Below are 18823 nucleotides of genomic sequence, written 5' to 3'. Positions count from 1 at the left end.
TCACCTCTAATTCCTGAAGTACAGGATCAATAATGTAATCGGGATGATTGCAAGCAGGGCGAGCGTGTCCGCCTGTCGCCAGTGCAGCTTGCGGTATTTCGTGCGGCCGATGTCACCCCGGTAGCCCCGCACCTCCATCGCGACAGCGAGATCTTCTGCCCGCTTAAAGGCCGAGACAAAGAGCGGCACCAGCAGCGGGACGATAGCTTTCAGCCGCTTTACCGGGCTGCCTGTCGTCATATCAGAGCCCCGTGACATCTGTGCCCGCATGATCTTCTGCGTCTCATCCATCAAGGTCGGGATGAAGCGCAGTGCGATCGACATCATGAGCGCGAGTTCATGGACCGGCACTTTGATTTTCTTCAGCGGTCTGAAGAGGGTCTCGATGGCATCTGTCAGCGAGATAGGGCTTGTTGACAGCGTCATGATGGTCGTCAGGATAATGATAAGGACAAAACGGAGCATGATGAAGATCCCCTGCTCGACGCCGTTCCGGTCGACTGTGATAAAGCCGAGCTTAAAGAGTGTGCCGCCGCCTTTCGTCCAGAAGAGATGCATGAAGAACGTAAAGAGCAACAGGATCAGTATCGGCTTCAGACCTGCGAGCAGGAAGGACAGCTTCAGTTTCGCTGCATAGAGAATGCCTAGGATGACGAGGATCAGGAAGGCGTAGGTGATGACGTTATTCGCAAAGAAGATCACGATCGTCATCAGGAAGACGAAGATGATCTTCGTCCGCGGATCCAGGCGGTGAACGAATGAGTCGAGCGGCACGTAGCGGCCGAGTACCATTTTATCGAGCATCGTGCTGCCTCCAGTCCTGATACATGCGGCTGAAGTCGTGCATATTCAGCGCGAGCGCCGGGAACTTGATGCCGTGCTTCTCTTCTACGGCACGCTGCAGCTGCACCACTTTTGGAGGCATCATGTCATACGGTGTGAGGTCTCTACTGAATATCTCTGCCGGTGTCCCTTCCAGCACCAGTCGGCCGTCGTGCAGCACTTTGATCTCATCCGCACGAGCAGCCTGGTCCATCTGGTGCGTCACCAAGATGATGGTCATGCCGGTCGCCTGGATATCGTCAAAGAGCGCCATGATCTCTTCCTGGCCGCGCGGATCAAGGCCCGCTGTCGGTTCGTCGAGAACCAGTATGTCCGGCTCCATGGCGAGAACCCCAGCTATCGCCACACGCCGCATCTGTCCGCCTGAGAGCTCAAAAGGCGAACGACTGAAGAGGCTTTCATCTATGGCAAGGAGGGTTGCCAGACGGTAAGCCCGCTCGATGGCTTCTTCTTTAGGTACCCCGTAGTTGAGGGGCCCGAAAATAATATCCTTGAGCACGGTCTCTTCAAAGAGCTGCTGTTCAGCGAACTGAAAAACAACCCCGACTTTACGACGGAGCGGTAGCAGCTCTTTACTCTTCGTCTTCGCTGTGACCTGGACGTCGTCAAAATGCATCATGCCTTCTGTCGGTTTCAGCAGAGCATTCAAGTGCTGAATAAGCGTTGATTTCCCGCTCCCTGTATGACCGATAACAGCGTAATACCGTCCAAGCCTGAAGTCTGTTGTTATGGCGTGCAGCGCCCGCACTTCAAAAGGAGTCCCTTTCGAATAAGCGAAGCCTGTCTGGTCAAATTTAATCATAAGTACTCGAGCAGCTCCTCATCCTTCACAAATTTAGATGTCCCTGTGATCATCTGGTACATGCGCATCGAGAACGGCAGCGGCAGACCGATCGCCTCCAGTTCATCACCACGCTCAAATAACGCTTCCGGTGTCCCCTCCATCACGAGCCTCCCTTGATGCATCACTAAAAGACGGTCCGCTTCCAGCGTCTCCTCGAGGTCATGGGTGATGGCGATGACAGTGAGATTTAACTCACGCTGCAGCTGACGGATGGTCGCGAGCACTTCCAGGCGACCTTCAGGATCCAGCATGGCAGTCGCTTCGTCCAGGATGATGATATCGGGGCGTAAAGCGATAACGCCCGCTATCGCCACGCGCTGTTTCTGGCCGCCTGACAAGTGATGCGGCTCATGTGTCTTCATATGGTCCATAGAGACCGCCCTCAGCACGGCATCGACCCGCCGGTGCATCTCATCATGTTCAATGCCGTAATTCTCAAGCCCGAACGCTACATCATCCTCGACTGTCGCACCGACAAACTGATTATCCGGGTTCTGGAACACCATGCCGACTTTACCGTGCACTTCATAGCCGTTCTCTGCAGTGACCGGCAGCCCATCAATCGTGATCTCGCCTGTCTGGAGCGGCATGATCGCACCGAGGAGTTTGACTAAGGTCGACTTGCCCGAGCCGTTATGGCCGACAATGGAGACCCATTCACCGCGCCTGATGGAGAAAGAGACATCCGTCAGTGCAGGCGCCTCCTGCTCTTCATATTGATAACTCACGTGATGGACCTGCAGCATCTGTATTCCTCCTCCAAAGTATGTATTACCAGTATACCGTAAATACCGGTCATAAAAAAAACCTTTTAGCGCCTGCTAAAAGGATTAAGAATGAAAAAAGCGCGCACTCTGCCACAGGAGTTCACGCATATCGTTGTTCAGTTGTGGCAGAATACTCTGAGCTAGACAATATCTATGTGTGGTAAACATTATCGTTGCACTCATTTGCTTATAGTGTGTGTGTAAGATAAGTGATCTCTATAAACATGAATTAAACTAATTCAATGATAACCATTTCTGAACCGTCTCCGCGACGTGGTCCAACTTTCATGATACGAGTGTAGCCACCTTGACGTTCGTTGTAACGTGGTGCCACTTCATTGAATAATTTTTGTACTGCGAATTGAGTAGTGTCATCTTCGTTAGTGATTTCAACACGACGTAATACTTCTGCTGCCTGACGACGAGCATGTAAGTCACCGCGTTTACCTAAAGTGATTAATTTTTCAACAATTCTACGTAATTCTTTCGCACGAGCTTCAGTTGTTTCGATACGTTCGTTCACGATTAAAGATGTAGCTAAATCGCGTAACATCGCTTTACGTTGATCTGAAGTGCGGCCTAATTTTCTGTAACCCATGAATCGTACCTCCTTTTACTAGTCTTCTTTTCTTAATCCAAGACCTAAGTCTTCGAGTTTAAATTTAACTTCTTCCAGTGACTTGCGGCCTAAGTTGCGAACTTTCATCATGTCCGCCTCAGATTTATCTGCAAGTTCCTGTACAGAGTTAATTCCTGCACGTTTTAAGCAGTTGTATGAACGTACTGATAAGTCTAATTCTTCGATAGACATTTCAAGTACTTTTTCTTTGTGATCTTCTTCTTTTTCAATCATGATTTCAGCGTTCTGTGCTTCATCTGTTAAGTTAACAAAGATGTTCAAATGTTCAGTCATGATCTTCGCACCCAGCGATACTGCTTCCTGTGGTGTTAATGATCCGTCTGTCCAGACATCTAAAGTTAATTTATCAAAGTTCGTACTTTGCCCTACACGTGTATTTTCAACAGTATAGTTCACACGCTCAACTGGTGTATAAAGAGAATCCACTGGAATCACACCAATTGGTAAATCACTCGTATTGTTATCTTCAGCTAAAGCATAGCCACGACCTGCATTCGCGATTAAACGCATTTTCAGGTGTCCACCTTTGGATACTGTTGCGATTTTTAAATCAGGATTTAAAATCTCAACGTCGCTGTCATGCATGATATCTTTGGCAGTGACAATCCCTTCATCTTTCACATCGATTTCAAGCACTTTATCTTCATCTGAGTAGATTTTAAGCGCCAGTCCTTTGATGTTCATGATCATTGTTGTCACGTCTTCTACTACGTTCTCTACTGTAGAGAATTCGTGGAGTACGCCTTCGATTTCGATGTTTTTAACAGCCGCACCAGGTAATGAAGAAAGTAGGATACGACGTAAGGAGTTACCTAAAGTTGTCCCATAACCACGTTCCAACGGTTCAACAACGAATTTACCGAATTTAGAATCTTCACTGATTTCAACTGTCTCAATTCTAGGCTTTTCGATTTCAATCATTTATTTATCCTCCTTCAACAACGTCGAATAATTTTTAGTGCTACTGCTATTGTAAATGAACTGAAGTACTAAATAAAATTATACGCGACGACGTTTTGGCGGACGACAACCGTTGTGAGGAACTGGCGTTACGTCTTTGATCGCTGTGATTTCAAGACCAGCTGATTGTAAAGCACGGATAGCTGCTTCACGACCTGCACCTGGACCTTTAACTGTCACTTCAACTGTTTTTAAGCCGTGTTCCATTGCTGCTTTAGTAGCAGTTTCTGAAGCCATTTGTGCTGCGAATGGAGTAGATTTACGAGAACCTCTGAAACCTAACGCACCAGCTGATGACCAAGATAAAGCATTACCGAATTCATCAGTAATTGTGACGATTGTATTGTTGAATGTTGAACGGATGTGAGCTACACCGTTTTCAATATTCTTTTTAACTCTACGTTTACGAGATACTTGTTTACGAGCCATTTATGTTTCACTCCTTTACTTATTATTTCTTTTTGTTAGCGACCGTTTTAACTGGGCCTTTACGAGTACGTGCATTGTTTTTAGTGTTCTGACCACGAACCGGTAAACCACGACGGTGACGGATACCTCTGTAAGAAGCAATCTCCATCAGACGTTTGATGTTTAAGTTCGTTTCACGACGAAGGTCACCTTCTACTTTGTAACCGTCAACCGTTTCACGGATTTTGTTTAATTCATCTTCTGTTAAGTCGCGCACACGAGTATCTTCAGAAATACCAGCTTCTGAAAGGATCTTTTGTGCGGAAGTTTTACCGATACCATAAATGTAAGTTAACGCGATAACAACGCGTTTCTCACGAGGGATATCTACACCTGCGATACGTGCCATTTATAGTGCACCTCCATTTTTATCCTTGTTTTTGTTTGTGTTTTGGGTTCTCACAAATTACCATTACTTTACCATTACGACGAATAACTTTACATTTTTCGCACATAGGTTTAACTGATGGTCTTACTTTCATGTTTATAACCTCCTATTTATGATGGAGTTCGTTTATTTGAAACGATACGTGATGCGTCCACGCGTTAAATCGTATGGACTCATTTCCACTGTTACTTTGTCACCTGGCAGAATACGGATATAGTTCATGCGGATTTTGCCACTTACGTGTGCTAAGATCTCATGACCATTTTCCAGTTCTACTTTGAACATTGCATTCGGTAAAGTATCAAGTACTGTACCTTCTAATTCAATAACATCTTGCTTAGCCATTATCATTTGCCCCCTTTTTTGAAGTTTCAAGAAAGTCGAGATACATTGTCAACTCATCTATTATAAATGATTCGGTGCAATAAATCCACGAGCTTGTTTGGACTTTAGGTGAGGATAACGTCATATCACAAAGATTGATTTGGAACATAAAAAGTATCTTCACCCGGAGGCGAAACGGTAATGTGAATTAAAGGTTAGTTAAAATACCTTCAACGTCAGCTGTCACGTCTTGAATCTCTCTGGAACCGTCAATATTCTTCAGCACGCCCTGCTCGCTGTAAAAGTCGAGTAACGGCTTCGTCTGCTTGATATTAACGCTTAAGCGATTAGCAACAGTTTCAGGATTGTCATCCTCACGTTGATATAATTTACCACCATCAAGGTCACAAATACCTTCTACTTTAGGCGGATTGAATACAAGATGATAAGTTGTTCCGCAAGTTTCACAGATCCGACGTCCCGTCAGACGGTTCATCAGTTCTTCTTCCTGCACTTCAATATTGATCACAGCTTCAATCTTACGATCTGACTCTGCAAGAATATGATTCAGTGCTTCAGCCTGTTCAACTGTACGTGGGAAACCATCAAGTAAAAATCCTTTTTTAGCATCTTCTTCTGCTAAACGTTCTTTCACTATACCAATAGTCACTTCATCTGGTACAAGTTCGCCTTTATCCATGAATGACTTCGCTTCGTTGCCGAGCGGTGTGCCGTTCTTGATAGCAGCGCGGAACATGTCACCAGTTGAAATATGTGGGATAGGGTATTTCTTAATAATCTCACTCGCTTGAGTTCCTTTACCTGCACCAGGTAAACCCATTAAAATGATGTTCATTAATTTGCCCTCCTACTAACGTCTTCTAAATCCTCTATATTCACGTTGATTAAGCTGAGCTTTTAATTGAGCCATTGTTTCAAGTGCTACACCGATAACGATCAGTAAACTTGTACCCCCGATACGAAGTGACTGAGGCAAGTTCATGAAGGTTGTCGCAATAAGCGGCAGAATCGAAATACCAGCAAGGAATAATGAACCGACAAAAGTTAAGCGATATAATACGCGTGTAATATAGTCTTGAGTTGATTTACCAGGACGGATGCCCGGTACATAACTCCCTTGTTTTCTTAAATTCTCTGCCATCTGTTCAGGGTTGACCTGGACAAAGGCATAAAAGTAAGAGAACGCGATAATGAGAACGATATAGATGACCATGCCGACACCATGAGTAGGGTCTGCATAAGTCGCAACATTCTGAGCCCAATCTTGTGTCGGGAAGAACATTGTCAGTGTCTTCGGCAACATAAAGAATGCCATCGCGAAGATCACCGGAATTACACCGGCAGCATTGACCTTCATAGGAAGGAATGTTGCCTGTGGTGCAAGACGATTGCCTGTTTGACGTTTAGCATATTGAATCGGAATTTTACGTACTGCCTGCAGTACAAATACCGCACCCGCTGTTAATAGAATCATACCCACAAGTAAGCCCACTGCTTTCAGGATTGCCATCGTCGTATCTTCAGCACCGACGAAACTCTGCTGATAGAACTGTCCAAGTGCTGTAGGGATAGAAGACAGAATACCTGCGAAGATAATGATAGAGATACCATTACCGACACCGTACTGTGTAATCTGTTCGCCTAACCACACTAAAAATGCAGTCCCAGCAGTTAAGACAAGTGCAATCAGCAAGAAGCTCCAGATCGATGTGTTCTGAATCAACTGGCCTCCAAGCATATTGTTAAAGCTATAACTCATTCCCAAACCTTGAATGAAGGCTAAGATAATTGTGAAGTAACGCGTCACCTGATTGATCTTCTTACGTCCTACTTCACCTTGCTTAGACCATTCCGTCAGTTTCGGTACAACATCCATCTGCAGAAGCTGCATGACGATAGATGCCGTGATATAAGGCATAATCCCCATTGCTAGAATGGAGAAGTTCTTTAATGCGCCCCCGCCGAATGTGTTGAATAAATCAGTCACACCAGCGTTGCCTTGTGTGTCAAAGGCACCAGGGTTAACACCCGGGACCGGAATGTAAGTTCCGATCTTAAAGATTAATAACATAGCGAGTGTAAACAATATCTTGCTACGAATTTCTTTTGTTGTGAAGAAATTCTTGAGTGTCTCAAACATTAGATCACCTCGTGAGTTCCGCCCTTACTTTCAATTGCTTCAATCGCAGAAGCTGAGAATTTATGAGCTTTGACTGTAAGCTTTTTAGACAGTTCTCCGTTACCAAGAATCTTGATTCCTGATTTTTCAGCACTTACTACACCAGTTTCAAGTAATAATGCTGGCGTTACTTCAGTACCTTCTTCGAAACGATCTAATTCGCTTAAGTTAACGATAGCATATTCTTTACGGTTGATGTTAGTGAAACCACGTTTTGGCAGACGACGGAATAATGGTAATTGACCACCTTCGAAGCCTAAACGTACGCCACCACCTGAACGAGCTTTCTGACCTTTATGTCCACGGCCACTTGTTTTACCGTTACCTGAAGCCATACCACGGCCTACACGGTTACGTTCTTTACGAGCACCTTCAACAGGTTTCATCTCATGTAATTTCATTACGGCACCTCCTTAATTAATAATAGAAATTAAATTTCTTTAACTGTCACTAAGTGACTTACTTTATTGATTTGCCCACGAATCGCAGGGTTGTCATCAACTTCAACTGTCTGATGCATTTTTTTAAGACCTAAAGCAGCAACAGTTTTACGTTGTGTTTCAGGACGACCGATGATACTACGAGTGAGGGAAATTTGTAATTTAGCCATGTGTATGCCCTCCTTAATTTAATAGTTCTTCGACTGTTTTTCCACGTAACTGAGCTACTTCTTCAGCCACTTTAAGTTCTTTTAAGCCTTCAACTGTCGCGCGGACCATGTTGATTGGTGTGTTTGAACCTAAAGATTTAGATAAGATGTCAGTGATACCTGCTAATTCAAGCACGGCACGCACTGGACCACCAGCGATAACCCCAGTACCAGGTGCAGCTGGTTTAATTAATACGCTACCCGCACCGAAACGACCAATGACTTGGTGAGGAGTCGTACCCTCTACACGAGGAACAGTGATTAAGTTTTTCTTTGCATCTTCGATTGCTTTTTTGATCGCTTCTGGTACTTCTTGTGCTTTACCAGTACCGAAACCAACGCGACCGTTTTTATCTCCAACGACTACAAGTGCAGTGAAACGCATACGACGTCCACCCTTAACTACTTTAGAAACACGGTTAATCGTAACTACGCGTTCTTCAAATTCTTTTACTTCTCTTTCACGACGCATTAAGTGTCCCTCCTTTTATTAAAATTGAAGTCCGTTTTCACGAGCTGCTTCAGCTAAAGCTTGAACACGACCGTGGTATAAATACCCTCCGCGGTCGAAGACAACTGCAGTGATACCTTTTTCAGTTGCTGCTTTTGCGACTGCTTCGCCTACTTTTTTAGCTGCTTCTACGTTTGATGTTGCATCTAAGCCTAAAGTTTGAGTAGATGCTTGAGCAATTGTTACACCTTGAGCGTCATCAATGACTTGCGCATAGATGTGTTTATTAGAACGATAGACGTTTAAACGTGGACGTTCAGTTGTACCTGCAAGTTTCGCACGCACACGAGCATGTCTTTTTAAACGTACTTTATTCTTATCGATTTTAGAGATCATGTGAATACTCCTTTCTTTAAGTTAATTACTTACCAGTTTTACCTTCTTTACGACGAACATATTCGCCTTCGTAACGGATACCTTTACCTTTGTAAGGTTCTGGTGGACGAGTAGCACGGATATTTGATGCGATCGCACCTACGCGCTCTTTAGAAATACCTTCAACTTTTACGCTAGTATTTTTCTCAACAGATAATGTGATACCGTCTTCTGCTACGATTTCAACTGGGTGAGAGTATCCAACGTTAAGGATTAAGTTCTTACCTTGCATTTGCGCACGGTAACCAACCCCGATTAATTCAAGTTTCTTTTCGAAACCTTTAGACACACCTTCAACCATGTTTGCAAGTAATGCACGAGTTGTACCATGGATTGTTTTGTGTGCTTTAGAATCAGAAGGACGAACAACTTCTAAAGTGTTCTCTTCTAAGTTATAAGTCATTTCTTCGTTAAATGTTCTTGTTAATTCACCTTTAGGACCCTTAACTGTCACTGTGTTGCCGTTGATCTTCACTTCAACACCAGCTGGGATGTCAATAATTTTCTTACCAACACGACTCATCTGTCGGCACCTCCTTCTTTAATAATTCTTACCAGATGTAAGCTAATACTTCTCCACCGATGTTACGTTGACGCGCTTCTTTATCAGTTAATACACCTTCAGAAGTTGAAACTAATGCGATACCTAAACCATTTAATACTTTAGGAAGCTCATCAGCTTTTGCGTAAACACGTAAACCAGGTTTTGAGATACGTTTTAAACCAGTGATAACACGTTCGTTGTTCGCACCGTATTTAAGGAACATACGGATAACACCTTGTTTGTCATCTTCGATATATTCGACGCTTTTCACGAATCCTTCACGTTTAAGGATTTCAGCGATTTCTTTTTTAATGTTTGATGCAGGTAATTCTAATTTTTCGTGGCGCACCATGTTTGCGTTACGCACACGTGTTAGCATATCTGCGATTGGATCTGACATAGTCATTAAAATTTCCTCCTTTCAACTCTTTGATTTTACCAGCTTGCTTTTTTAACGCCAGGAATCTGACCTTTGTAAGCTAATTCACGGAAACAAATACGGCAAAGTTTAAATTTGCGGATAACTGAATGTGGACGTCCACAACGTTCACATCTTGTGTAAGCTTGAACTTTGAATTTAGGTTCACGTTGTTGTTTAACGATCATTGATTTTTTAGCCATTAAGTTTTAGCCTCCTATTAGATTAGAGATTACTTTTGAAATGGCATACCGAATTGAGTTAACAATTCACGAGCTTCCTCGTCAGTGTTAGCCGTTGTAACGATAACGATATCCATTCCTCGTACTTTACTTACTTTATCATAGTCAATTTCAGGGAAAATGAGTTGTTCTTTAACACCTAAAGTGTAGTTACCACGGCCATCAAACGCTTTGTTTGAGATACCACGGAAGTCACGTACACGAGGAAGTGAAACGTTTACTAATTTGTCGAAGAATTCGTACATTCTTTCGCCACGTAACGTTACTTTCGCACCGATAGGCATTCCTTCACGTAAACGGAATGTTGCGATTGATTTTTTAGCTTTAGTGACCATTGGTTTCTGACCAGTGATTGCTTGAAGCTCTTCAACTGCAGTATCTAATACTTTAGAGTTCTGAACTGCATCACCGATACCCATATTCACAACGATTTTTTCGATTCTTGGTACTTCCATTACTGATGAGTAGTTAAACTTTTTCATCAATTCAGGTGTAATTTCATTATTGAACTTTTCTTTTAAACGAGTCAAAGTGAGAACCTCCTTCCAAGATTATTAAATGATTTCTCCAGACTTCTTCGCAACACGAACTTTTTTACCGTCTTCTACTCTGTAGCCGACACGTGTTGGTTTGTTTGTTTTAGGATCCAGTAACATAACGTTTGATACGTGAATCGCAGCTTCGCGCTCTTCGATTCCGCCTTCAGGATTCATTTGTGTTGGTTTTTGGTGTTTTTTGATGATGTTCACACCTTCAACTACAACGCGATCTTTTTTAGGAAGTGCTTCAATTACAGTTCCTGTTTTACCTTTATCTTTACCTGTGATAACGATAACTTTGTCGCCTTTTTTTACGTGCATGTCGAGACACCTCCTCAATTTTTAGTGATGATTATAATACTTCAGGTGCTAATGAAACGATTTTCATGAAGTTGCCGTCACGTAATTCACGAGCAACTGGTCCGAAGATACGTGTTCCACGAGGACCTTTGTCGTCACGGATGATAACACAAGCGTTCTCATCGAATTTGATGTATGAACCGTCAGTACGACGTACACCAGACTTAGTACGAACGATTACTGCTTTAACAACGTCACCTTTTTTAACAACGCCACCTGGTGTAGCATTTTTAACAGTACATACAATAACGTCACCAATATTAGCTGTTTTGCGGCCAGATCCGCCTAATACTTTAATAGTTAATACTTCACGGGCACCAGAGTTGTCTGCTACTTTTAAGCGTGATTCCTGTTGGATCATTCTGAGTTACCTCCTTTATCTTATAGTGATTAAATAATGATTGATTCTTCAACTACTTCAACTAAACGGAAGCGTTTTGTAGCTGATAAAGGACGTGTTTCCATAATTCTTACGATATCGCCCATTTTAGCTGTATTGTTTTCATCATGTGCTTTATATTTTTTCGTATACTTGATACGTTTGCCGTATAAAGAATGTGTTTTGTAAGTTTCTACTGACACTGTGATTGTTTTATCCATTTTGTCAGATACCACTTTACCAGTGTAAACTTTGCGGTAATTTCTTTCGCTCACTAGAGTGTCCTCCTCTTTTCAATTATTTTTGTTCAGTTTTTTGTTGCTCAATTTCTCTTGCACGTACAACAGTTTTCATTCGCGCGATTGATTTCTTTACTTCACGAATACGTGCTGTATTTTCAAGTTGACCTGTAGCTAACTGAAAGCGTAGGTTGAAAAGTTCCTCTTTAAGCGCTTTTACTTTTGATTCAATTTCAGAAGTGGTTAAATCTCTAATTTCCTTAGCTTTCATTTGTGTCACCACCCAATTCTTCACGTTTTACAAACTTAGTTTTCACTGGAAGTTTGTGAGATGCTAAACGTAATGCTTCACGAGCTGTTTCTTCTGGAACACCAGCGATTTCAAACATAATACGTCCAGGTTTAACTACTGCTACCCATCCTTCAACGGCACCTTTACCAGAACCCATACGTACTTCTAAAGGTTTTTTAGTGTATGGTGTATGTGGGAAGATTTTGATCCAAACTTTCCCGCCACGTTTCATGTAACGAGTCATTGCGATACGAGCAGATTCAATTTGACGTGATGTGATCCAAGCTGTTGTAGTTGCTTGTAAACCATATTCACCAAATGTTACTTCATTTCCGCCTTTTGAACGACCTGTTGTTTTAGGTCTATGTTGACGACGGTATTTTACACGCTTCGGTAATAACATTATTATTTTCCTCCTTCACTAGACTTCTTAGTAGGAAGAACTTCTCCACGGTAGATCCATACTTTAACACCTAATTTACCATAAGTAGTGTCTGCTTCAGCATGTGCGTAATCGATGTCAGCACGTAATGTATGAAGTGGAACAGTTCCTTCAGAATATTGCTCAGCACGTGCGATATCCGCACCACCTAAACGACCTGATACTTGAGTTTTGATACCTTTAGCTCCAAGTTTCATAGCGCGTTGGATTGCTTGTTTCTGAGCGCGACGGAATGATACACGGTTTTCTAATTGACGAGCGATGTTTTCAGCAACAAGTGTTGCATCCATATCAACTTTCTTGATTTCAACTACGTTGATGTGTACGCGTTTGCCAGTTAAACCGTTTAAGTTGTTACGTAATTTTTCGATTTCAGAACCGCCTTTACCGATAACCATACCTGGTTTACCAGTGTGGATAGCGATGTTAACGCGATTAGCTGCACGTTCGATTTCTACACGAGAAACAGAAGCGTCTTTTAAGTTTTCTGCGATATATTTACGAATTTTTAAGTCTTCGTGTAACAGAGTAGCGAAATCTTTTTCTGCATACCATTTCGCATCCCAGTCACGGATGATACCGACACGAAGTCCGATAGGATTAATTTTTTGACCCACTGTATTCCCTCCTTAATGAGATATTAATTATTTAGCTTCTTTATCTGCTACAACGATAGTGATGTGACTAGTACGTTTGTTGATCGCGCTCGCACGGCCTTGTGCACGTGGACGGAAACGTTTTAAAGTCGGACCTTCGTTAGCATATGCTTCTTTCACCACTAAAGTGTCGATGTTCATGTCATAGTTGTGCTCAGCATTTGCTAAAGCTGACATTAATAATTTTTCCACTACTGGTGAAGATGCTTTGTTTGTTAATTTTAAGATGGCAATTGCTTCGCCAACTTCTTTACCTCGGATAAGATCTAAAACTAATCTCACTTTACGAGGTGCGATACGGATTGTTCTTGCTACCGCTTTTGCTTCCATGGTTTCTCCTCCTTAAATATGAAATTAGCGTTTAGTTTTCTTGTCGTCTGCACCGTGACCTTTGTAAGTACGTGTAGGTGCGAATTCGCCTAATTTGTGTCCAACCATATCTTCAGTTACGAATACAGGCACGTGTTTACGTCCATCGTATACTGCGATAGTGTGGCCGATGAAGTTAGGGAAAATAGTAGAGCGACGAGACCAAGTTTTAATTACTGATTTTTTTGAATTTGCTTCCATTGCCTCCACTTTTTTCATTAAGTGATCGTCAACGAAAGGTCCTTTTTTAAGACTACGAGCCATTGTGGCGCCTCCCTCTTATCCTGCTGTACACTGCGGCTTACGCCGCAGTCAGCAAGTTGATTTTATTATTTCTTACGTCCACGAACGATAAGTTTGTTAGAACGATTTTTCTTTTTACGAGTTTTCTTACCAAGAGTTGGTTTACCCCATGGAGACATTGGTGATTTACGTCCGATTGGTGAACGTCCTTCACCACCACCGTGTGGGTGATCGTTAGGGTTCATTACAGAACCACGAACAGTTGGGCGTTTGCCTAACCATCTAGAACGACCGGCTTTACCGATGTTGATAAGTTCGTGCTGTTCATTACCAACTTGACCGATAGTTGCGCGGCAAGTTGCAAGAATCATACGTACTTCGCCAGATTTAAGACGAACAAGAACGTATTTACCTTCTTTACCAAGTACTTGAGCAGATGTACCAGCTGAACGCACTAACTGACCACCTTTACCTGGTTTTAATTCGATGTTGTGGATAACTGTACCAACAGGAATGTTAGCAAGTGGTAATGCGTTACCTACTTTGATATCTGCTTCTGGGCCGTTGTTGATCTCTTGACCGACAACTAAGCCTTTAGGCGCGATGATGTAACGTTTTTCACCATCTAAATAGTGGATTAATGCGATGTTTGCTGAACGGTTTGGATCGTACTCAACTGTAGCGACCTTACCTGGAACACCGTCTTTGTTACGTTTGAAATCAATTACACGGTATTGACGTTTGTGTCCGCCACCTCTATGACGAACTGTCAGTTTACCTTGGTTGTTACGGCCCGCTTTTCTCGGAAGGGGCTCAAGTAATGACTTTTCAGGTGACGTTGACGTAATTTCAGCGAAATCTGAACTTGTCATATTACGACGACCGTTTGTAATTGGCTTATAATGTTTAATTGCCATTGTCGTTTTACCTCCTTAATGGTAAATGGTTATTTTTAGTTGAAGAAATCGATTGATCCTTCTTTTAATGTAACGATAGCTTTTCTTCTTTTGTTTGTGTAGCCAGTGTAGCGACCTACACGTTTCTTTTTCGCTTTGTAGTTCATCACGTTTACTTTATCAACTTTGACGTTGAAGATTTCTTCAATCGCAATTTTGATCTGAGTTTTGTTAGCGCGAGTGTCTACATCGAATGTGTACTTCTCATCAGCCATCTGCTCAGATGAACGTTCAGTGATTACGGGGCGCTTAATGATATCGCGAGCTTCCATTAACCGAGCACCTCCTCTACTTTTTGAACTGCTGCTTGAGTCATCACTACTTGGTTAGCATGAACGATATCTAAAACGTTCAGGCCAGCTGCAGTTACAACTGTTACACCAGGGATGTTACGAGCTGATAAGAACACGTTGATGTCTTCAGCGTCAATAACGAAAAGTACTTTTTTAGGTAATTCAAGTGTTGTTGTCATTGATTTGAATTCTTTTGTTTTTGGTGCATTGAATGTTAATGCATCAAGTACTGTGAATTCGTTATCTCTTACTTTAGCTGATAATGCTGAACGAAGCGCTAAACGGCGCATTTTCTTAGGCATTTTGTAAGAGTAGCTTCTTGGTGTTGGTCCGAATACGATACCACCACCACGCCATTGTGGCGCACGGATTGTACCTTGACGAGCACGGCCAGTCCCTTTTTGTTTCCAAGGTTTACGTCCACCACCGCGTACTGCTGAACGGTTTTTCACTGAGTGGGTACCTTGACGAAGTGAAGCACGTTGAAGATTGATTGCTTCGAATAATACATGTTGATTAGGTTCGATACCGAATACGTTGTCGTTTAATTCGATTGAACCTGCTTTAGATCCATCTACTTTTAATACATCATAATTAGCCATTATGTTATGTCCTCCTTTCAGCTATTATTTATTGCCTTTTTTGATTGAAGTCTGGATTTTAACTAATCCTTTTTTAGGTCCTGGCACATTACCTTTAACTAAGATAACGTTGTTTTCAACATCAACTTTAACGATTTCTAAGTTTTGCATTGTAACAGTATTACCGCCCATACGGCCTGGTAATGCTTTACCTTTAAATACTTTAGAAGCGTCAGATGCCATACCCATTGAACCTGGGCGTCTGTGGTAACGAGAACCGTGACTCATTGGTCCACGTGACTGTCCGTGGCGTTTGATTGCGCCTTGGAAACCTTTACCTTTTGAAGTTCCTGTCACGTCAACGATGTCACCTGCTTGGAATGCATCCACAGTGACTTCTTGACCTACTTCGTATTCAGAAGCATCTACGTTTCTGAATTCACGAATGAAGCGCTTAGGCGCTGTGCCTGCTTTTTTAGCATGGCCTTCAGCTGGCTTAGTTGCATATTTATTAGACTTACGGTCTTTTTTATATGCTTGTTTGTCTTCGAAACCGATCTGGATTGATGAATAACCATCAACTTCTTCAGTTTTCTTTTGTAATACAACGTTTTGTGCTGCTTCTACTACAGTTACTGGAATTAACTCACCGTTTTCAGCGAATACTTGAGTCATTCCCACTTTTCTTCCTAAGATTCCTTTGGTCATCGAAAGTCGCACCTCCTACTTTAAATTATAATTTGATTTCGATGTCTACGCCTGATGGTAAGTTTAAGCCCATAAGAGCATCAACTGTTTTAGGTGTAGGGTTAACAATGTCGATAAGACGTTTGTGTGTGCGTTGCTCAAATTGCTCACGTGAGTCTTTGTATTTGTGCACGGCACGGATGATTGTATAAACTGTTTTTTCAGTTGGTAACGGAATCGGACCAGATACTTCAGCACCTGAACGTTTCGCTACTTCTACAATCTTTTCAGCTGATTGATCGATCACGCGGTGATCATAAGCTTTCAAACGAATACGAATTTTTTGTTTTGCCATTATTTTACCTCCTCTTGATATCGTCTATTTTGGTTTGATAGACTTCTCCACGAAAATTGTCTCACACATCGCCATGGCAAAGCGGCCGGGTGTGTCAGTAACCTCTCGCTTCATCGCTTTTAAAAGTCCAACAGTAGATATAATACAGGACTTTGCTATAAAATTCAACACTTTACACTAAAAATGTTGAATTTATTTTCAAACCGTATTTTTATATTCTACCGATTATGTGTGGCGGGTGCAAGTCTTTATGATTAAGGATTTTCGTGATAGAGCGTATAATAGAAGTATCTTCCATTAGAAAGGGTAACTGTGGATGGAAGAGGAGAAACAAGGAGGTTATTAAATGAAAAGTTCATTTCGTATTGTATTTTTAGTGCTAGGCATTATCGCATTGATGCGTGAAGCATTCTTTGGTCTGCCGGTCATCGGTGGCTCCTACGTTTTATCGCTCGCATGGGCACCGCTCGGCACAAGTATTCTGATTTATGGCATCATGCTTGCAGTGATGCTCGCGGACCGCTACGGGCGCTCTAAAGAGCTCTTATGGGTGCCGCTGATAGGAATTGTCTTCAGCATCATTGCTGTCGTTCCATTTGTTGCGATGGTGCTGCACTGGGTGATGACCCTTATTCTGATCTACTTCATCATCCGTGTGATGACATTGCCGAACCAAGTCGGTAACACGCATGTCTATTACGGTGGCGATACCGACAAAACCGTTAATAGAAGACAATATTAAAATAAATCGACTCTCCTTTATAAAGGAGAGTCGATTTTTTGTCGTATGTTAGTTGGTGTGAAAGTTATGAGCGATATTTACTGTTTGTCGCTCATAACTTACCCTTTCATACACATAACTACATAAAAAAAGAATGGCCGCAGCCATTCCTATGAATGTTGTACAAAGATGAAATAAAGGACGAAGACAACAAAGAGCACATACATAATAGGATGAATCTCTTTTCTTCTGCCGGCCATTATCATGGTAATCGGATAGAAGATAAAGCCACATGCGATACCTGTAGCAATCGAATAGGTCAGCGGCATCATGATCATAGTCAGAAATGCCGGCACAGCAATCTCAAAGCGGTCCCACTCAATCTTGCTTAAGTTGGAGACCATGAGTACCCCGACGATGACAAGCGCCGGTGCGGTTACTGCACTGGTCACGACAGCCATCAACGGAGAGAAGAATAACGCCAATGCAAAGCAGAGGGCTGTCACCACGCTCGCAAAGCCGGTACGTGCACCGACTGCTACACCTGCTGATGATTCAATATAAGAAGTCGTTGTTGACGTACCGAAGACTGCGCCAGTCATTGTAGCAAGTGAGTCTGCGAATAACGCACGGCCTGCACGAGGCAGTTTGTTATCTTTAACGAATCCTGCCTGGTTCGCTACAGCAACTAATGTGCCTGCTGTATCAAAGAAATCGATGAAAAGGAAGGTCAGAACGACGGCAACGAAATGCCATGTCAATAACTGCCCCGGATTCTGAAATGCTTCGAATGCTTTACCGAATGTCGGTTCAACACTTGGAATCTGGCTGACGATCTGTTTCGGTGGGTCAATCAGGCCGAACACCATACCGAAGATAGCCGTCAGTACCATACCGATAAAGATACTGCCTGGTACTTTACGCGCCATCAGAATGACCGTGATGACAATACCGCCTACTGCAAGCAAGACATGCGGGTCATGAATATTACCGATAGTCACCAAAGTCGCTTTGCTCGGTGCGACAATACCTGCTCCTTTGAGTCCGACAAAGGTGATAAAGAGCCCGATCCCTGCAGAAACCGCCATCTTCAGCTCAAACGGTATCGCATTGATAATCGTTTCGCGCCAGCCGCTCATTGTTAACAGGGCGAAGATCATCCCTGAGAAAAGCACGCCTGTCAGACCGATCTGCCAAGGAATGCCGTAAGTCAGAACAACCGTGAACGCGAAGAATGCATTCAGTCCCATACCCGGTGCGAGTGCAATCGGATAATTAGCGATCAGTCCCATAAAGAGGCAGCCGACAATTGATGCAAGTATCGTCGCAACGAAGACGGCTCCTGCATCCATGCGCATGGCATCTGGCAGGTCAGGGACGTCTTTCAGCGATAACATCGCCGGATTGACAGCCAGTATGTAAGCCATGGATAAGAAAGTGGTCAGTCCGCCGAGTATCTCGCGTTTATAGTTAGTGCCGAGTTCATCGAATTTAAAATAATTCTTCATAATAACTCCTTACGCTCTTTTTTAAAATAC

The 18823-nt window shown here is 42.8% G+C and carries 34 protein-coding genes; 1 reads left to right on the top strand and 33 read right to left on the bottom strand.

All coding sequences use genetic code 11. From position 1 onward, the window contains the following. Positions 1–6 precede the first annotated feature (6 nt). The 32 genes from QSV55_RS01590 to rpsJ all read right to left on the bottom strand — a co-directional run bounded on the left by QSV55_RS01590 (position 7) and on the right by rpsJ (position 16564). Positions 7–804 carry an energy-coupling factor transporter transmembrane component T family protein gene (locus tag QSV55_RS01590; RefSeq protein WP_289650415.1) on the bottom strand — a complete coding sequence of 266 codons (798 nt, stop codon included), beginning with the start codon at positions 802–804 and terminating at the stop codon, positions 7–9. Then, positions 794–1645 (bottom strand): energy-coupling factor transporter ATPase, encoded by an 852-nt coding sequence (locus QSV55_RS01585; protein ID WP_289650414.1) that lies wholly within the window; start codon positions 1643–1645, stop codon positions 794–796. The genes QSV55_RS01590 and QSV55_RS01585 overlap by 11 nt, the downstream gene beginning before the upstream one ends. Continuing rightward, a complete protein-coding gene (locus tag QSV55_RS01580; protein ID WP_289650413.1) occupies positions 1642–2433 on the bottom strand; it encodes an energy-coupling factor transporter ATPase in 792 nt (263 codons plus the stop codon). The genes QSV55_RS01585 and QSV55_RS01580 overlap by 4 nt, the downstream gene beginning before the upstream one ends. 250 nt (positions 2434–2683) lie before the next feature. Continuing rightward, a complete protein-coding gene (gene rplQ, locus QSV55_RS01575) occupies positions 2684–3052 on the bottom strand; it encodes a 50S ribosomal protein L17 (protein WP_133431442.1) in 369 nt (122 codons plus the stop codon). 18 nt (positions 3053–3070) lie between these two features. Continuing rightward, on the bottom strand, positions 3071–4015 hold the full coding sequence (locus QSV55_RS01570) for a DNA-directed RNA polymerase subunit alpha (RefSeq protein ID WP_133451648.1): 945 nt from the start codon (positions 4013–4015) through the stop codon (positions 3071–3073). Positions 4016–4093: 78 nt separating this feature from the next. Further along, on the bottom strand, positions 4094–4483 hold the full coding sequence (gene rpsK, locus QSV55_RS01565) for a 30S ribosomal protein S11 (protein WP_133451649.1): 390 nt from the start codon (positions 4481–4483) through the stop codon (positions 4094–4096). A gap of 22 nt (positions 4484–4505) precedes the next feature. Beyond that, on the bottom strand, positions 4506–4871 hold the full coding sequence (rpsM, locus tag QSV55_RS01560) for a 30S ribosomal protein S13 (protein WP_133451650.1): 366 nt from the start codon (positions 4869–4871) through the stop codon (positions 4506–4508). Between the two features lie 19 nt (positions 4872–4890). Next, positions 4891–5004 carry a 50S ribosomal protein L36 gene (rpmJ, locus tag QSV55_RS01555; protein ID WP_089831635.1) on the bottom strand — a complete coding sequence of 38 codons (114 nt, stop codon included), beginning with the start codon at positions 5002–5004 and terminating at the stop codon, positions 4891–4893. 32 nt (positions 5005–5036) lie between these two features. After that, on the bottom strand, positions 5037–5255 hold the full coding sequence (gene infA, locus QSV55_RS01550; protein ID WP_133417855.1) for a translation initiation factor IF-1: 219 nt from the start codon (positions 5253–5255) through the stop codon (positions 5037–5039). Positions 5256–5442: 187 nt separating this feature from the next. Continuing rightward, a complete protein-coding gene (locus tag QSV55_RS01545; protein ID WP_289650412.1) occupies positions 5443–6090 on the bottom strand; it encodes an adenylate kinase in 648 nt (215 codons plus the stop codon). Between the two features lie 15 nt (positions 6091–6105). After that, positions 6106–7395: a preprotein translocase subunit SecY gene (gene secY, locus QSV55_RS01540; RefSeq protein ID WP_289650411.1), complete on the bottom strand. Its 1290-nt coding sequence runs from the start codon at positions 7393–7395 to the stop codon at positions 6106–6108. Further along, positions 7395–7835, bottom strand: coding sequence for a 50S ribosomal protein L15 (rplO, locus tag QSV55_RS01535; protein ID WP_133451654.1), 441 nt, complete (start codon positions 7833–7835; stop codon positions 7395–7397). Before rplO ends, secY begins: the two co-directional genes overlap by 1 nt. Positions 7836–7864: 29 nt before the next feature. Beyond that, positions 7865–8044 (bottom strand): 50S ribosomal protein L30, encoded by a 180-nt coding sequence (gene rpmD / locus QSV55_RS01530; RefSeq protein ID WP_133431436.1) that lies wholly within the window; start codon positions 8042–8044, stop codon positions 7865–7867. Positions 8045–8057: 13 nt separating this feature from the next. Then, on the bottom strand, positions 8058–8555 hold the full coding sequence (gene rpsE / locus QSV55_RS01525) for a 30S ribosomal protein S5 (RefSeq protein WP_133451655.1): 498 nt from the start codon (positions 8553–8555) through the stop codon (positions 8058–8060). 18 nt (positions 8556–8573) lie between these two features. Beyond that, positions 8574–8930, bottom strand: coding sequence for a 50S ribosomal protein L18 (gene rplR / locus QSV55_RS01520; protein ID WP_133451656.1), 357 nt, complete (start codon positions 8928–8930; stop codon positions 8574–8576). Positions 8931–8955: 25 nt separating this feature from the next. Further along, positions 8956–9492, bottom strand: coding sequence for a 50S ribosomal protein L6 (gene rplF, locus QSV55_RS01515; RefSeq protein WP_133451657.1), 537 nt, complete (start codon positions 9490–9492; stop codon positions 8956–8958). Between the two features lie 28 nt (positions 9493–9520). Beyond that, positions 9521–9919, bottom strand: a complete 399-nt coding sequence (rpsH, locus tag QSV55_RS01510; RefSeq protein ID WP_012656119.1) for a 30S ribosomal protein S8 — start codon at positions 9917–9919, stop codon at positions 9521–9523. Between the two features lie 29 nt (positions 9920–9948). Then, a complete protein-coding gene (gene rpsN / locus QSV55_RS01505) occupies positions 9949–10134 on the bottom strand; it encodes a 30S ribosomal protein S14 (protein ID WP_133417847.1) in 186 nt (61 codons plus the stop codon). Positions 10135–10163: 29 nt separating this feature from the next. Next, positions 10164–10703 carry a 50S ribosomal protein L5 gene (gene rplE / locus QSV55_RS01500; protein WP_133451658.1) on the bottom strand — a complete coding sequence of 180 codons (540 nt, stop codon included), beginning with the start codon at positions 10701–10703 and terminating at the stop codon, positions 10164–10166. Between the two features lie 24 nt (positions 10704–10727). Then, the gene (rplX, locus tag QSV55_RS01495) at positions 10728–11033 is read right to left on the bottom strand and encodes a 50S ribosomal protein L24 (protein WP_133451659.1); all 306 of its coding nucleotides are present in this window, start codon (positions 11031–11033) and stop codon (positions 10728–10730) included. Between the two features lie 31 nt (positions 11034–11064). Then, complete coding sequence (rplN, locus tag QSV55_RS01490) at positions 11065–11433, bottom strand: 50S ribosomal protein L14 (protein ID WP_133451660.1); 369 nt, start codon at positions 11431–11433, stop codon at positions 11065–11067. Between the two features lie 29 nt (positions 11434–11462). Further along, positions 11463–11726, bottom strand: a complete 264-nt coding sequence (gene rpsQ / locus QSV55_RS01485) for a 30S ribosomal protein S17 (RefSeq protein WP_133431431.1) — start codon at positions 11724–11726, stop codon at positions 11463–11465. A gap of 22 nt (positions 11727–11748) precedes the next feature. After that, a complete protein-coding gene (gene rpmC, locus QSV55_RS01480) occupies positions 11749–11961 on the bottom strand; it encodes a 50S ribosomal protein L29 (protein ID WP_133417843.1) in 213 nt (70 codons plus the stop codon). Next, positions 11951–12385 (bottom strand): 50S ribosomal protein L16, encoded by a 435-nt coding sequence (gene rplP, locus QSV55_RS01475; protein WP_133431430.1) that lies wholly within the window; start codon positions 12383–12385, stop codon positions 11951–11953. The genes rpmC and rplP overlap by 11 nt, the downstream gene beginning before the upstream one ends. A gap of 2 nt (positions 12386–12387) precedes the next feature. Beyond that, on the bottom strand, positions 12388–13041 hold the full coding sequence (gene rpsC, locus QSV55_RS01470) for a 30S ribosomal protein S3 (protein ID WP_133451661.1): 654 nt from the start codon (positions 13039–13041) through the stop codon (positions 12388–12390). A gap of 27 nt (positions 13042–13068) precedes the next feature. Next, a complete protein-coding gene (gene rplV, locus QSV55_RS01465) occupies positions 13069–13410 on the bottom strand; it encodes a 50S ribosomal protein L22 (protein WP_133451662.1) in 342 nt (113 codons plus the stop codon). 24 nt (positions 13411–13434) lie between these two features. Next, positions 13435–13713, bottom strand: a complete 279-nt coding sequence (gene rpsS, locus QSV55_RS01460; RefSeq protein ID WP_133417839.1) for a 30S ribosomal protein S19 — start codon at positions 13711–13713, stop codon at positions 13435–13437. 65 nt (positions 13714–13778) lie between these two features. Beyond that, positions 13779–14609, bottom strand: a complete 831-nt coding sequence (gene rplB / locus QSV55_RS01455) for a 50S ribosomal protein L2 (RefSeq protein ID WP_133451663.1) — start codon at positions 14607–14609, stop codon at positions 13779–13781. 35 nt (positions 14610–14644) lie between these two features. After that, entirely contained in the window at positions 14645–14920 is a 276-nt protein-coding gene (gene rplW / locus QSV55_RS01450) for a 50S ribosomal protein L23 (protein WP_133431425.1), read from the bottom strand. Further along, positions 14920–15543: a 50S ribosomal protein L4 gene (gene rplD / locus QSV55_RS01445; protein WP_133451664.1), complete on the bottom strand. Its 624-nt coding sequence runs from the start codon at positions 15541–15543 to the stop codon at positions 14920–14922. The genes rplW and rplD overlap by 1 nt, the downstream gene beginning before the upstream one ends. Positions 15544–15567: 24 nt before the next feature. Next, positions 15568–16230, bottom strand: coding sequence for a 50S ribosomal protein L3 (gene rplC / locus QSV55_RS01440; RefSeq protein ID WP_133451665.1), 663 nt, complete (start codon positions 16228–16230; stop codon positions 15568–15570). 25 nt (positions 16231–16255) lie between these two features. After that, positions 16256–16564, bottom strand: coding sequence for a 30S ribosomal protein S10 (gene rpsJ / locus QSV55_RS01435; RefSeq protein ID WP_133417834.1), 309 nt, complete (start codon positions 16562–16564; stop codon positions 16256–16258). 346 nt (positions 16565–16910) lie between these two features. Between rpsJ and QSV55_RS01430 the strand changes: the two genes are divergently transcribed. Further along, on the top strand, positions 16911–17306 hold the full coding sequence (locus QSV55_RS01430) for a hypothetical protein (RefSeq protein ID WP_289650410.1): 396 nt from the start codon (positions 16911–16913) through the stop codon (positions 17304–17306). 149 nt (positions 17307–17455) lie between these two features. Here QSV55_RS01430 and QSV55_RS01425 read toward each other — a convergent pair whose 3' ends face one another. Continuing rightward, a complete protein-coding gene (locus QSV55_RS01425; protein WP_289650409.1) occupies positions 17456–18793 on the bottom strand; it encodes an NCS2 family permease in 1338 nt (445 codons plus the stop codon). Positions 18794–18823 lie beyond the last annotated feature (30 nt).

Origin of the sequence: Macrococcus bovicus, assembly GCF_030376725.1 — a bacterium.
In the GTDB taxonomy this organism is placed as follows: domain Bacteria; phylum Bacillota; class Bacilli; order Staphylococcales; family Staphylococcaceae; genus Macrococcus; species Macrococcus bovicus.
This window is presented reverse-complemented; position numbering and strand designations above follow the sequence as displayed.

Bases quoted from the DNA above. Each gene is read 5' to 3' on its own strand.
- QSV55_RS01590 (WP_289650415.1), bottom strand. From the start codon at position 804: ATGCTCGATAAAATGGTACTCGGCCGCTACGTGCCGCTCGACTCATTC.
- QSV55_RS01585 (WP_289650414.1), bottom strand. From the start codon at position 1,645: ATGATTAAATTTGACCAGACAGGCTTCGCTTATTCGAAAGGGACTCCT.
- QSV55_RS01580 (WP_289650413.1), bottom strand. From the start codon at position 2,433: ATGCTGCAGGTCCATCACGTGAGTTATCAATATGAAGAGCAGGAGGCG.
- rplQ (WP_133431442.1), bottom strand. From the start codon at position 3,052: ATGGGTTACAGAAAATTAGGCCGCACTTCAGATCAACGTAAAGCGATG.
- QSV55_RS01570 (WP_133451648.1), bottom strand. From the start codon at position 4,015: ATGATTGAAATCGAAAAGCCTAGAATTGAGACAGTTGAAATCAGTGAA.
- rpsK (WP_133451649.1), bottom strand. From the start codon at position 4,483: ATGGCTCGTAAACAAGTATCTCGTAAACGTAGAGTTAAAAAGAATATT.
- rpsM (WP_133451650.1), bottom strand. From the start codon at position 4,871: ATGGCACGTATCGCAGGTGTAGATATCCCTCGTGAGAAACGCGTTGTT.
- rpmJ (WP_089831635.1), bottom strand. From the start codon at position 5,004: ATGAAAGTAAGACCATCAGTTAAACCTATGTGCGAAAAATGTAAAGTT.
- infA (WP_133417855.1), bottom strand. From the start codon at position 5,255: ATGGCTAAGCAAGATGTTATTGAATTAGAAGGTACAGTACTTGATACT.
- QSV55_RS01545 (WP_289650412.1), bottom strand. From the start codon at position 6,090: ATGAACATCATTTTAATGGGTTTACCTGGTGCAGGTAAAGGAACTCAA.
- secY (WP_289650411.1), bottom strand. From the start codon at position 7,395: ATGTTTGAGACACTCAAGAATTTCTTCACAACAAAAGAAATTCGTAGC.
- rplO (WP_133451654.1), bottom strand. From the start codon at position 7,835: ATGAAATTACATGAGATGAAACCTGTTGAAGGTGCTCGTAAAGAACGT.
- rpmD (WP_133431436.1), bottom strand. From the start codon at position 8,044: ATGGCTAAATTACAAATTTCCCTCACTCGTAGTATCATCGGTCGTCCT.
- rpsE (WP_133451655.1), bottom strand. From the start codon at position 8,555: ATGCGTCGTGAAAGAGAAGTAAAAGAATTTGAAGAACGCGTAGTTACG.
- rplR (WP_133451656.1), bottom strand. From the start codon at position 8,930: ATGATCTCTAAAATCGATAAGAATAAAGTACGTTTAAAAAGACATGCT.
- rplF (WP_133451657.1), bottom strand. From the start codon at position 9,492: ATGAGTCGTGTTGGTAAGAAAATTATTGACATCCCAGCTGGTGTTGAA.
- rpsH (WP_012656119.1), bottom strand. From the start codon at position 9,919: ATGACTATGTCAGATCCAATCGCAGATATGCTAACACGTGTGCGTAAC.
- rpsN (WP_133417847.1), bottom strand. From the start codon at position 10,134: ATGGCTAAAAAATCAATGATCGTTAAACAACAACGTGAACCTAAATTC.
- rplX (WP_133451659.1), bottom strand. From the start codon at position 11,033: ATGCACGTAAAAAAAGGCGACAAAGTTATCGTTATCACAGGTAAAGAT.
- rplN (WP_133451660.1), bottom strand. From the start codon at position 11,433: ATGATCCAACAGGAATCACGCTTAAAAGTAGCAGACAACTCTGGTGCC.
- rpmC (WP_133417843.1), bottom strand. From the start codon at position 11,961: ATGAAAGCTAAGGAAATTAGAGATTTAACCACTTCTGAAATTGAATCA.
- rplP (WP_133431430.1), bottom strand. From the start codon at position 12,385: ATGTTATTACCGAAGCGTGTAAAATACCGTCGTCAACATAGACCTAAA.
- rplV (WP_133451662.1), bottom strand. From the start codon at position 13,410: ATGGAAGCAAAAGCGGTAGCAAGAACAATCCGTATCGCACCTCGTAAA.
- rpsS (WP_133417839.1), bottom strand. From the start codon at position 13,713: ATGGCTCGTAGTCTTAAAAAAGGACCTTTCGTTGACGATCACTTAATG.
- rplB (WP_133451663.1), bottom strand. From the start codon at position 14,609: ATGGCAATTAAACATTATAAGCCAATTACAAACGGTCGTCGTAATATG.
- rplW (WP_133431425.1), bottom strand. From the start codon at position 14,920: ATGGAAGCTCGCGATATCATTAAGCGCCCCGTAATCACTGAACGTTCA.
- rplD (WP_133451664.1), bottom strand. From the start codon at position 15,543: ATGGCTAATTATGATGTATTAAAAGTAGATGGATCTAAAGCAGGTTCA.
- rplC (WP_133451665.1), bottom strand. From the start codon at position 16,230: ATGACCAAAGGAATCTTAGGAAGAAAAGTGGGAATGACTCAAGTATTC.
- rpsJ (WP_133417834.1), bottom strand. From the start codon at position 16,564: ATGGCAAAACAAAAAATTCGTATTCGTTTGAAAGCTTATGATCACCGC.
- QSV55_RS01430 (WP_289650410.1), top strand. From the start codon at position 16,911: ATGAAAAGTTCATTTCGTATTGTATTTTTAGTGCTAGGCATTATCGCA.
- QSV55_RS01425 (WP_289650409.1), bottom strand. From the start codon at position 18,793: ATGAAGAATTATTTTAAATTCGATGAACTCGGCACTAACTATAAACGC.